6 protein-coding genes are annotated in these 12,797 nt (G+C 73.1%); 5 read left to right on the forward strand and 1 reads right to left on the reverse strand.

Going from position 1 to position 12,797, the window contains the following annotated elements; all coding sequences use genetic code 11:
* Positions 1–6 precede the first annotated feature (6 nt).
* The 5 genes from ACIQWX_RS47460 to ACIQWX_RS47480 are packed head-to-tail and all read left to right on the forward strand — an operon-like array spanning position 7 to position 12,124.
* Positions 7–1,731 carry a fatty acyl-AMP ligase gene (locus ACIQWX_RS47460; RefSeq protein WP_400886098.1) on the forward strand — a complete coding sequence of 575 codons (1,725 nt, stop codon included), beginning with the start codon at positions 7–9 and terminating at the stop codon, positions 1,729–1,731.
* Positions 1,728–8,321 carry a beta-ketoacyl synthase N-terminal-like domain-containing protein gene (locus ACIQWX_RS47465; RefSeq protein ID WP_400886101.1) on the forward strand — a complete coding sequence of 2,198 codons (6,594 nt, stop codon included), beginning with the start codon at positions 1,728–1,730 and terminating at the stop codon, positions 8,319–8,321. Before ACIQWX_RS47460 ends, ACIQWX_RS47465 begins: the two co-directional genes overlap by 4 nt.
* Positions 8,321–9,898 carry an acyl-CoA carboxylase subunit beta gene (locus tag ACIQWX_RS47470; protein ID WP_400886104.1) on the forward strand — a complete coding sequence of 526 codons (1,578 nt, stop codon included), beginning with the start codon at positions 8,321–8,323 and terminating at the stop codon, positions 9,896–9,898. Before ACIQWX_RS47465 ends, ACIQWX_RS47470 begins: the two co-directional genes overlap by 1 nt.
* 11 nt (positions 9,899–9,909) lie before the next feature.
* The gene (locus ACIQWX_RS47475) at positions 9,910–10,878 is read left to right on the forward strand and encodes an alpha/beta hydrolase (protein ID WP_400886106.1); all 969 of its coding nucleotides are present in this window, start codon (positions 9,910–9,912) and stop codon (positions 10,876–10,878) included.
* A 31-nt stretch (positions 10,879–10,909) separates the two neighbouring features.
* On the forward strand, positions 10,910–12,124 hold the full coding sequence (locus ACIQWX_RS47480) for a lipase family protein (RefSeq protein WP_400886109.1): 1,215 nt from the start codon (positions 10,910–10,912) through the stop codon (positions 12,122–12,124).
* Between the two features lie 3 nt (positions 12,125–12,127).
* Here ACIQWX_RS47480 and ACIQWX_RS47485 read toward each other — a convergent pair whose 3' ends face one another.
* Complete coding sequence (locus ACIQWX_RS47485; RefSeq protein WP_400886110.1) at positions 12,128–12,772, reverse strand: cutinase family protein; 645 nt, start codon at positions 12,770–12,772, stop codon at positions 12,128–12,130.
* Positions 12,773–12,797 lie beyond the last annotated feature (25 nt).

The raw sequence follows: 12,797 nt of genomic DNA on the forward strand, positions 1-12,797 counted from the left end.
GGTGCCATGGAAACCATTTCCCCGCCGGTTCCCGTCACCGGGGCCGAATCGACGGCCTCACTGGCGGCCCTGCTCGGCCAGTGGGCGCGGGTGCTCGGCGACGAGGTCGCGCTGACCCACCTGGACCACCGCGGCAGCGCGGACGGCCGGGCGGTCACGCTCACCTGGCGCGAACTCGACGATCGGGTCGGGACGGTCGCCGCGCGGTTGAGCGGAATCGCGGCGCCGGGCGAACGGGCGGCCGTGCTGGCCGGGCAATCCGTGGACTACGTCGTCGCGTTCCTCGGCGCGATCCGGGCGGGGCTGATCGCCGTGCCGCTGTTCGCGCCCGGCCTGCCCGGGCACGCGGGCCGGCTCGCCGCGGCGCTCGCCGACTGCACGCCGGGCGTCGTGCTCACCACGACCGAGGACATCGACGACGTCCACGCGTTCCTCGCCGAGTTGCCTTTACGACCCGACGTCGTCGCCGTCGATGCCCTCGCTCCGGCCGAACCCCGGGACTGGCCGATGCCGGACCCCGACGCGACCGCGTACCTGCAGTACACCTCGGGTTCCACCCGGACACCCGCCGGTGTCGTGCTGACGCACCGCAACGTGCTCGCCAACGCGCGTCAGGCGTGCACGGCCTACGGTGCCGAAAGCCGGACCACCTCGACGGTCAGCTGGCTCCCGCTCTTCCACGACATGGGCCTGATCCTGGGCATCGGCGCGCCGATGGCCGGCGGCATGGCGTCGGTGCTGATGGACCCGCTGGCGTTCCTCGAACGGCCGGCACGCTGGCTGCGCGCCCTTTCGGCCAGTCCCGGCGCGATCAGCGCGGCGCCCAACTTCGCGTATGCCTACTGCGCTTCCCGAGTGTCCGAAGCGGACAAGAGCTACCTGGAGCTGAGCCGGGTCGTCTCGCTCATCAACGGCAGCGAACCCGTGCTGCCGGCGACGATCGCGAAGTTCCAGGACGCCTTCGCCGAATGCGGGCTGCGGCCGGAGGTGCACCGGTCCTCCTACGGGCTGGCCGAGGCCACCGTGCTGGTTTCCGTTTCCGATGCCGGAAAACCGGCCCGGCAGGTCACGTTCGACCGCGACCGCCTCGCCGCCGGGTTCGCGGAGCCCGCCGCGGCCGGGTCGACCCTCGTCTCGTGCGGCCGCCCGGCCGGGCAGCGGGTGCGAATCGTCGATCCCGGCACCGGCGAACCGGCCGCGCCGGGTGAAGTCGGCGAGATCCGGGTCAGCGGCCCGAACGTCGGCCAGGGCTATTGGGGGCGTGACTCGTCGGCGACGTTCGGCCTGCCGCCGCTCGACCCGGACACCGGCGAAGGCTGGCTGGCGACCGGTGACCTCGGCGTCGTCTTCGAGGGCGAGCTGTACGTCACCGGGCGGCTGAAGGATCTGGTCGTCGTCGACGGGCGCAACCACTACCCGCAGGACATCGAGCAGACGGTGGAGGAGCACGCCGGCGTCCGGCCGCACTCGGCCGCCGCCTTCGCCATCGAGACCGGTGACGGGGAAGCCGCGGTCGTCGTGCTGGAACGCGCCAAGGACTCGTCGATCGACACCGCCGAGCTGACGCCCGCGGTGCGGGCGGCGGTGTCGGCCGGGCACGGCCTGGGCTTGCGTGACGTCGTGGTCCTCCCACCTGGCGACGTGCCGAGGACGTCCAGCGGGAAGATCAGCCGGGCGCGCTGCCGCAAGTCCTACGTGGACGGTTCTCTGACCGGACGGCGGCTCGGATGACGACCTCCGGCGCGGTGCGCGCGTGGTTGCTGGCCCGGCTCGGTCCGGTGGACCCCGACCGGCCCCTGCACGAAACGGGACTGTCCTCACGGGACGCGACGGCCCTCGCGGCCGATCTCGGCGAGTTCGTCGGACGCCCGCTCGACGTCACGCTCGTCTGGCAGTACCCGACGATCGACGCGCTTGCCGAGCATCTGTCCACAGGGGACTCCGCCGTGGCTTCCGCGCCCTCGCGGACGGAAGAGGAGCCGATCGCGATCATCGGCCTCGGGTGCCGGTTGCCGGGGGGCATCGACTCGCCGTCGGCTTTTTGGCGGTTCCTCGAGTCGGGAGGCGACGGCATCGGCGACGTCCCCGAAGGCCGCTGGGAGACGTTCGCGCCGGCGGGTGACCTGGCGGGCGTGCCGCCGCGGGGCGGGTTCCTCGACGACGTCGCCGGGTTCGACGCGGAGTTCTTCGGCATCACCCCGCGCGAGGCGCTGTCCATGGACCCGCAGCAGCGGATCCTCCTGGAGGTCGCGTGGGCGGCGCTGGAGCACGCCGGGATCCCGCCGTCGGGGCTGCGCGGCAGCCGGACCGGCGTGTTCGTCGGCCTGTCGGCCACCGAGTACGGCTCGCTGACGATGACCGACGTCACCGGCGTCGACGTCTGGTCGGGCACGGGTGCCGCGGCGAGCATCGCGGCGAACCGGCTGTCGTACCTGCTCGACCTGCGCGGCCCGAGCCTGACGCTGGACACGGCGTGCTCGTCGTCGCTGGTCGCGGTGCACCAGGCGATGCAGAGCCTGCGCCGCGGCGAGAGCGAGATCGCGCTGGCGGCCGGGGTGAACGTGCTGCTGTCGCCGGGCATCACAGCGGGCTTCCACCGCGCCGGCGTGCTGGCCGCGGACGGCCACTGCAAGCCGTTCGCCGCGGACGCCGACGGCATCGCCCGCGGCGAGGGTTGCGGAGTGGTGGTGCTGAAGCCGTTGCGCGCGGCCCGCGGCGACCGGGTCCTGGCGGTGCTGCGCGGCAGTGCGGTCAACTCCGACGGCCGGTCGAACGGCTTGACCGCGCCGAACCCCCTGGCGCAGGCGGACTTGCTGCGTTCGGCTTACGCGTCCTCCGGAGTCGATCCGTCCTCTGTGGACTACGTGGAGGCGCACGGAACGGGCACGCCGTTGGGTGACCCGTTGGAGGCGGGCGCGTTGTCGGCGATGCTCGGGCGCCCGGCCGACCGCCCGTTGCTGCTGGGCTCGGTGAAGAGCAACCTGGGCCACCTCGAAGGAGCGGCGGGCATCGCGGGGCTGCTGAAGGTGGTGCTGGCGATGACCCACCGGCGGCTGCCGCCGAGCTTGGGGTTCCGCGAGCCGAACCCGCACATCGACTTCACCGGGCTGCGGGTGGTGACGTCGCCGACGGAGTGGCCGCGTTATTCGGGCACGGCCCGCGCGGGGGTGTCGGCGTTCGGTTTCGGCGGAACGAACGCGCACGTGGTGGTGGAGGAGTGGCCGGCGGCATCGTTCCCGGTACGCGGGGGTGCGGTCGCGGAGCCGGCGGTGTTCGCGTTGTCGGCCCGGTCGGGCGAGGTGCTGCGGGCCCGGGCGAGGGAGCTGGCGGAATGGCTGGAGGGTGCTCCGGAGGTACCGCTGGGTGCGGTGGCATCGACGCTGGCACACCGGCGCGACCACTTGCCGGTGCGCGGCGCGGTGGTGGGGGAGACCCGGGCCGAGGTGGTGGCGGGGCTCCGTGAGCTGGCGGCCGGACGCGGCTTGGTGGGTAGCCAGGAAGCCGGCTCGGGCGGCCGGGTGGTTGGCCGCGGTGGTCCGCCCGCCGGCGTGCCGGGCGGCGCCGGCTCGGGTGGCGGGGTGGTTGGCCGCGGTGGTCCGCCCGCCGGCGTGCCGGGCGGCGCCGGCTCGGGTGGCCGGGTGGTTGGCCGCGGTGGTCCGCCCGCCGGCGTGCCGGGCGGCGCCGGCTCGGGTGGCGGGGTGGTTGGCCGCGATGGCCCGCCCGCCGGCGTGCCGGGCGGCGCGGGCTCGGGCGGCCGGGTGGTCGGCCCCGGTGGTCCGCCCGCCGGCGCGCCGGGCGGCGCGGCTCGCGAGGTGGCTGGCGATCGCGGTGGGGCCGGTGTGTCGGCGGCTGCCCGCGGCGAGTCGCCCCGCGCTCGTGGCGGGCTTGGCGGGTCGCCCACTGATCACGCGGCCGCGCCGGCCGGCGTGGTTCGCGAGGTTGCCAACCGCGATCCTGTCTTCGTCTTCTCCGGCTACGGCTCCCAATGGGACGGCATGGGCCGCGCCTTCCTTCGAACCGAACCCGCCTTCCAAGCCGAAGTCGAAGCGCTCGACCCAGCTTTCCTAGCCGAAGCCGGTTCGACCCTGACCGACCTCATCGAACGCGACCCCGGCGACCTCGCCACCACCCAGCTCGCCCTCTTCGGTATGCAGCTCGCCCTCGCCGGGCTCTGGCGCGCCCACGGGGTCACCCCCGCGGCCGTCGTCGGGCACTCCATGGGGGAAGTCGCCGCCGCCGTAGTGGCCGGGGCCCTGACCGCCGCCGATGGCCTGCGCGTCATGGCGACGAGGGCCCGCCTGCTCGCCGAACTCGATCAGAGCGGCGAAGGGGCCATGGCCGTTGTCGAGCTTTCGCCGCAGGAACTCGCCCGGTTCCCCGAGGTCACCGTCGCCGTTTACGCGTCGCCCACCCAGTGCACCGTCAGCGGGGCCGCGGACCAGGTCGACGCGCTCGTCGAGCACGCCGAACGCCTCGGCAGGCTCGCCCGGCGGCTCGCCGTCGGCGGGGCCGGGCACTCCGCCGCCGTCGACGCCGTGCTCGACCGGTTCCGCGTCGAGATCCACCCGACCAAACCAGGAATTCCCTTCTACACCACAGTTCTCGACAATCCGCAAGAGACACCCACCTTCGACGTCGAGTACTGGGCCGCGAACCTCCGCCGTCCGGTGCGGTTCAGCCAAGCGCTGAACGCCGCGGCCGAAGACGGGCACACCGTCTTCGTCGAAGTCTCGCCGCACCCGGTCGCCTCGGCCGCCATCGAACAGACCACCGGCGAACGAGCGTTGCCCTCCGCGAGCCGGAAGGTCGACGAACGGACGGCTTTCCTGACGAGCCTCGCCCGGCTCCACGTCAACGGCCGCCCCGGTGTGCTCGCGGCGCGGCCCCGGACGGCGACGGTCGACCTGCCCGGTCCGGTCTGGCGCCACCAGCGGTTCTGGCCGAACCGCCGAACCCGCACACACGGCGTCCACCCGCTGCTGGGCGTCCACATCGGACACCCCGGCGGCGACCTCTGGCAGGGAGACGTCGGCATCGAAGCGCTCCCGTGGCTGGCCGACCACACCGTGCGGGGGAAGCCGGTGTTCCCGGCGACCGGCTTCCTCGAACTGGCGCTCGCCGCCGCCGGCGGTGGCCGGGTCCGGGACCTCGAACTCCGCGAAGTCCTCGAACTCGACGACCGCACCGAGGTGACGACCAGCCGCACCGGCACCGAATTGAGCGTCCACGCAAAAACGAACGGCGAGTGGGTCCGCCACGCCACGGCCCGGATCGACCCCGGCGGCACCCCGTCGGCGCCGTTCGGTGCGACCACCGGCGAGCCCCTCGACCTCTATCGCGTCCTTACCGAGCTGGGCCAGGACTACGGCCCCGCCTTCCGCGGTCTGCGGAACGTCGTGGCCGCCGACGGCAGGGCCTCCGCGAACATCGTCCACCCCGACGACCACCCCGCCTACCTGCTGCACCCCGCCCTCGCCGACGCCTGCCTGCACGCGCTCGCCGCGGCCGTCGGGAACGCCGACGCCCTCTACCTGCCGCTCACCATCGGCGAGGTCGTCCTGGCCGGCGAGCCGCGCCACGGCGTGCGCGTGGACGCCGTCCTCACCTCGCGGGACCCGTCCGGGGACGGGCTGCTCGGCAGCGTCCAGCTCGTCGACGCCGACGACGTCGTCCTGGTCGAGTTCCGCGACGTCTACTGCCGCCGCTTCCGGGACGCGGCACTGGACCGGCTGCTGTACGAGGCCGCGTGGCAGCAGGTGGACCTCCCCGTCGCGCCGGAACGGCCGGGGCGCTGGATCGAGCTCACCGAAGACACCCTCGAGGACCAGCTGCCGGAAGACCCGACCGCGGTGCTCGTCCACCTCGGCAGCGGAGACAACCCCGCTCCGGACCGGGCCAGGGACCTCGTCGGGATGCTGTCCGAAGTCGTCGCCAGGCTGGCCGAACTGCCCGAGCCGCCCCGGTTGTGGCTGGTCACGGCCGGGGTGCAGAGCATCGAACCCGGCGAGCGCGGCGACCCCGACCTGGCCGCCCTGCGCGGGTTCGTCCGCGTGCTCGCCTTCGAACACCCCGAACTGCGCGTCAGCGCGGTCGACTTCGACGCCGGCCCGGACCCGGCTCGGCTGTGGGTCGGGCAGCTGCGCGACGAGGTCCGCGCGGACGGCCCCGACGACGAAGTCGCCTGGCGCGAAGGCGTCCGGTACGTGCGGCGGCTCGTCCGCCCCGAGCCGGGCGACCCGGTGCGCGAGCCGGTCCGCGACGGCGCCTACGTCATCACCGGCGGGCTCGGCGGGCTCGGCCTGGTCGCGGCGAAGTGGCTGGCCGAGCGCGGTGCGACGCGGGTGGTGCTCAACAGCCGGCGCGCCGCCGCGCCGCCGGACCTGGGGATCGACGTCCGCGTCGTGGCCGGCGACATCGCCGGGCCCGGCACGGCCGAAGCGCTGGTCGCGGCGGCCGTCGACGGCGGTGTGCCGCTGCGCGGGGTGCTGCACGCCGCCGGGGTCCTCGCCGACGGCGCCGCGATCAGCCTGGCCCCGGCCGCGCTCGACGCGGTCTGGCGGCCGAAGGCGCTCGGTGCCTGGCGGCTGCACGAGGCGACCGCCGGGCACGACCTCGACTGGTGGCTCGTTTACTCCTCGGCGGCCGCGCTGTTCGGCTCGCCCGGCCAGGCCGCGTACGCCACCGCCAACGCCTGGGCCGACGCCCTGGTCGCGTGGCGGCGGGCCCAGGGTCTCCCGGCGGCGACGATCGGGTGGGGTGCCTGGGGCGACGTCGGCGCCGCGGCCGGGTCGCGCAACCCGGTGCTCGAACCGCTCGGCACCGAGGAAGCGCTGTCGGCGCTCGACGCCGTCCTCGCGCGCGACCGCCAGGCGACCGGCATCGCCCGCCTCGACGCCGAGACGGTGCTGGACCTGTTCCCGCGGCTGGCCGAGCGGCCGTTCTTCGGGCTGTTCACACCTCGGACCGGACCGTCCACTTGGGACGGACTGGACGCGCTGCGGAAAGCGCCGCCGGAGGCCGCCCGGAGGGCGATCACCGACCACCTGGCCGGGCTCGTCGCGGGCGTGCTGGGCTACGCCGACGTCGAGCGGGACGTGCCGCTCACCCGGCTCGGCCTCGACTCGCTGTCGGCGATGCGCGCCCGGGGCGCGGTGGAACGCGATTTCGGCCTGCCGCTGCCGATCCCGCTGCTCCTGCGCGGCGCCAGCCTGGCCGAACTCGCCGCGCACCTCGCGGAGCAGGCCGGCTTCGGACCGGCTGAAGCCGAACCGGTCACCGCCGGTCCGCGCGATCCCGCCGAGCGGTGGGTGGCCCGGCACTGGCGGGCCGAGCTGGGCGGCGCGGAACCCGGCGTGCACGACGACTTCTTCGCCGCCGGCGGCGATCCCGAACGCGCGCGGCGGCTGCGGGCGGTGTTCGCGGAGCAGCTGGGCGCGGTGCCACCGGTGGAACGGCTGTTCGCCACGCCGACCGTCGCCGCGATGGCGGACCTGCTGCGCGGGGAGATCGAAGGCCACGGCGGCGGCCCGGTGCGGCTGCTGCGCGACGGCGTCGCCGAGCCGCTGTTCCTGTTCCACCCGGCCGGCGGCCCGACCAGTGTGTACCGCGAGCTCGTCCGGCTGCTGCCGGAGGGCCACCCGGTGTACGGGCTGGAGCGGATCGACGACGAGGACACCGTCGAGGCCAAGGCCGCGTGCTACGCCGAGCTGATCCGCGAAATCCAGCCGCGCGGACCGTACCGGCTGGGCGGCTGGTCGTTCGGCGGCTGTCTCGCCTACGAGACGGCCCGGCGGCTGGACGGCCCGGTCGACGTCGTGGTCCTGATCGACTCGATCCTGCCGCTGCTCGCGGCGGGGAAGCCGGCGGACCTGCTGCTGGACCGCTTCGACCGGTTCGCCGAGCACGTCTCGCGGACCTACGGCGTCCCGTTCGCGATCCCGCGCGACGAACTGTCCGCATTGGACGAAGACGCCCAGATCCGCTGGGTCATGCAACGCCTCGCCGACCAGGTCCCGGACCTGGGCGCCGGCGTCCTGCGCCACCAGTACGAGTCCTATGTGGACGCGCGGGTGGCCGAACGCTACACGCCGACGCCGTACGACGGCCGGGTCCTGTTGCTGCGGGCGCAAGAACCGCACCCGCTGACGACCACTTTGGACCCGCGGTACCTGCGCACGGACGACACCCTGGGCTGGGACGCGTACTGCGCGGACCTCGAAGTCGTCCGGGTGCCGGGCGACCACGTCTCGATGATCGACCCGCCGCACGTCGCGGTGATCGCCGCCGCGCTCGCGGCCCGGCTCGGAGCAGGAGTGCGGTGATGGACGAGCTCATGCCGACCACGGCGTTCCGGATCGCCGACCTCGAAGCGCGCCAGGACGAAGCCGTCCGGATCGCCGAGAAGCGGGCCGTCGACCGCCAGCACGCCAAGGGCAAGCTCACCGCGCGCGAACGGATCGGGCTGCTGCTCGACCCCGGCTCGTTCGTCGAGCTGGACCAGTTCGCGCGGCACCGGTGCGCGGAGTTCGGGATGGACGCCAACCGGCCCTACGGCGACGGCGTCGTCACCGGGCACGGGACGGTCGACGGACGGCAGATCTGCGTCTTCTCGCAGGACTTCACCGTCTTCGGCGGCAGCATGGGCGAAGTCTCCGGCGAGAAGGTCCTCAAGGTGATGGACCTGGCGATGTCGCTCGGCTGCCCGGTCGTCGGGATCAACGACTCCGGCGGCGCGCGCATCCAGGAGGGCGTCGTTTCGCTGGCGTACTACGCCGAACTGGGGCGGCGCAACGCCCACGCTTCCGGGGTCGTCCCGCAGATCTCGATGATCATGGGCCCGTGCGCGGGCGGGGCCGTCTACGCGCCGGCCATCACCGACTTCACCGTGATGGTGGACGAGACCTCGCACATGTTCGTCACCGGCCCGGACGTCGTGCACGCGGTGACGGGCGAGCGCGTCACCGCGCAGGAACTGGGCGGCGCGGCGGTGCAGAGCGAGGTCGCCGGCAACGCCCACCACCGGGCCGCCGACGAGCAGGACGCGATCGAGTGGGTGCAGACGCTGCTCGGCTACCTGCCGTCGAACAACCTCGACCCGGCCCCGGAGTACGCCGACGACACCAGCTCCGTCGTCACACCCGCCGATCTGGAGCTGGACCGGCTGGTGCCGGACTCGCCGAACCAGACCTACGACATGGCCGAGCTGATCGTCCGGCTGTTCGACGACGGCGAGTTCTCCGAGGTCCACAGTGCCTTCGCGCCCAACATGATCTGCGCGTTCGGCCGTGTCCAGGGCCGCACGGTCGGCGTCGTCGCGAACCAGCCGCGCCACCAGGCCGGCGTCCTCGACATCGACGCCTCGGAGAAGGCCGCGCGGTTCGTGCGCTTCTGCGACGCCTTCTCGATCCCGCTGCTCACCCTCGCCGACGTTCCCGGCTACCTGCCCGGCAGCGACCAGGAACGCGGCGGCATCATCCGCCGCGGCGCCAAGCTGATCTACGCCTACTCCGAGGCCACCGTGCCGAAGGTGACGGTGGTGGTCCGCAAGGCCTACGGCGGCGGCTACGCGGTGATGGGCTCCAAGCACCTCGGCGCCGACGTCACCCTCGCCTGGCCCACCGCCGAGATCGCGGTGATGGGCGCGGAGGGTGCGGTGCAGGTGCTCTACCGCCGTGAGCTGGCCGAACTGCCGCCGGAGCGGCGGGCGGCGGCGCGCCGGCGCCTCACCGAGGAGTACCGCAAGCGCCACACCGGCCCCTACCTGGCCGCCGAACGCGGCTACGTCGACCAGGTCGTCACGCCGTCGCAGACCCGGCTGCAGGTCGCGCGCGCCTTGAAGACCCTGCGGACCAAACGGCAGAGCCTGCCGGCCAAGAAGCACGGAAACATCCCCCTGTGAAGGAGACTTCGATGAGAGCCACCCTGCTGATGCTGGCCGTCGTGGTCCTGGTCGCCAGCGGTGTCACCGCCGCCCAGGCGAGCCCCGCCGTGGCCGACGACGGCGCGAAAGTCGTCCAGGAAACCTGGCTCGACGCCCGGACGGTCGACCTCAAGATCGATTCGCCGGCGCTGGGCACCACCGGGATGGTCCGGCTGATCGTGCCGTCCGGCTGGGCTTCGCAGCCGACGCGGACGTGGCCGGTGCTGTTCCTGCTGCACGGCTGCTGCGAACCGGTCGACTACAAGTCGTGGGACCAGTTCACCGACGTCAAGGCGTTCACCGCCACCAAGGACGCGCTCGTCGTGATGCCGACCGACGGCCCGGCCGGGATGTACACGAAGTGGTGGAACTTCGGGCTGTCGAGCAAACCCGACTGGGACACGTTCCACACCGCCGAAGTGCGCCAGATCGTCGAACGCGGCTACCACGGCGGCACCCGCCGGGCGATCGCCGGGCTGTCGATCGGCGGGTACGGCGCCATGGCGTACGCCTTCCAGCACAAGGGGATGTTCGCCGCGGCGGCGTCGTACTCCGGCGTGCCGAACACGCTCTACCCGGGCATCCCGGTCTGGATCATCGGCATCCTCGCCCGCGCCGGGATCTTCAACTACCTGAACCTGTGGGGCGACTCCTTCGGGATGCAGCCGATCTGGTCGTCGCACAACCCGTACGACCACGTCCAGGACCTGCGCGGCACGGCGCTCTACCTCTCCTGCGGCAACGGGCAGACCGGGCCGCTCGACCCGCCCGGGCAGTCCGATGTGCTCGAACCGTCGGCGTTGCTGTCTTCGCAGAGCTTCACGGACAAGCTGCGGCAGGCCGGCATCCCGGCGACGGTCGACTACTACGGGCCGGGCACGCACAGCTGGCCGTACTGGCAGCGGGCCCTGCACAACTCGTGGCCGGTCCTGGCCGGCGCGCTCGGACTCCCCGCCTGAGCGTTCTTCTCTTTCCCCGATGGAGGTTGTGGTGAAGTCTGTCCCTTTGCGACGCGTGCTGTCCGCGCTCCTGGGCGTTTCCCTGGCGGCGCTGGGAGTCGTGGCCGCGAGCCCGCCCGCCGGTGCCGTCGCGGCGCCGATCCTGCCCGGCCCGTTCGACGACTCGTTCTACACCCCGCCGTCGCCGCTGCCGGCCGGGAAGCCCGGTGACGTCCTGCGCTGGCGCCCGTCGGTGCCGCTGCTGAACGCCGCCAACGCCGACGCCTGGCAGGTCATGTACCTCTCGACCAACGCGCGTGGCCTGCCGGACGCGGTCACCGGGACGATCCTGGTGCCGAAGGGCAAGGACCCGGCGAAGGCGCCGATCGTCGGCTACGCCGTCGGCACGCAGGGCCCGGCGTTCAAGTGCACCGCGTCCAAGGCGATGGAACGCGGCACGCTCTACGACCAGCCGGCCGTCAACGACTCGCTGTCCAGCGGGTTCGCCGTCGCGGTGACCGACTACGAAGGCTATTCGCCGACGACCACGCCGACGTACATCACCGGCCAGTCCGAAGGACCCGCCGTGATCGACTCGGTGCGGGCGGCGCAGAACCTCCCGGCCGCCAAGCTCGCCAAGACCGCCAAGGTGATCTTCCAGGGGTACTCCCAAGGCGGCGGCGGATCGATGTGGGCGGGGGAGAAGGCGCCCGCGTATGCGCCGGAGCTGAACGTCGTCGGCGTCGTCGCGGGCGGGGTGCCCGCCGACCTGACCGAAGTCGCGAAAGGACTGGACGGGTACATCGGCTTCGGGTTCCTCGCGTTCGCCGCGGTCGGGCTCGACGCCGCCTACCCGGAGCTGAAGCTCGATTCGTTCCTCAACGACACCGGGCGGCAGCAGCTGAACGACGCCAAGAAGAACGCGTGCGTCGCCGAACTCCTGCTGAACTACTCGTTCAAGAAGATCAGCGACTACACGACGTCGAACCCGCTGAACACGCCGCAGTGGCAGGCGCGGCTGGCGCAGAACAAGCTGGGCGCGAACCCGCCGCGGGTGCCGGTGTTCCAGTACCACGCGAGCACCGACGAGATCGTCAACACCCCGCAGGCGGAAGCCCTGCACCGCGCGTACTGCGCGGCCGGGGTCCGGGAACAGTGGCAGACCTACATCTCCGACCACGCCACCGGAATCCTGGCCGGGAACGGGGACGCCCACCAGTGGATCGTCAAGCGGTTCGCCGGTGAGCAGGCCCCGTCCAACTGCTGAGCGTCAGAACTTGCTCGCGGCGAAGGCGGCGGCGTCGGAGGCGTCGCCGCCATAGCTCAGGTGGGCCAGGAAGTTGGCGCCGCCCGCTTGGCAGATCGGGTCGCCGTCGGCGCAGTAGTCCTTGGTGCGGCTCTGGTACGTCCCGGTCACCTGACGGCCGATCGCGCGGATCGGGTTGCCGAACAGCAGCACGGCCGCGATCCGCGGGGCCAGCTCCGCCGGGATGGTCGCGACGATCGGGCCGCCGACGACCGCGCCGTCGCTGCTGATGCCGAGGGAGTTGTCGACGACGTTGGCGCCCTGGGAGTAGCCGACCAGGACGAACCGCTGCTGCGGGCAGGCCGCGGCCTGCGCCTTGACGTGGTTGACCAGGTCGGTGTTGCCCTTCTGCACCGACGCGGGCTCGCCGAGGTCCGCGGGGTAGTCGACCCGGTAGCCGCTCAGCGAACGCGGCCGCAGCTGGTTCTGCACGGCCTGGTAGACGGGATCGCCGACGATGAACCCCAGCGTGCCGGGTTCGAACGTGCCGCGGGCGACCGGCACGTCGACGTCGGTGCACGGCGCGGCCGACGCCACGGGCGCGGTGGCGACGGCGAGCCCGGCGGCGGCGAGGCCGACCGAAAGGGCAGCGGAAAACAGACGACTCATGGCTGATCTCACCTCTGGTCGCGGA

The organism is Amycolatopsis sp. NPDC098790, from assembly GCF_044759945.1.
Taxonomy (GTDB): Bacteria; Actinomycetota; Actinomycetes; order Mycobacteriales; family Pseudonocardiaceae; genus Amycolatopsis.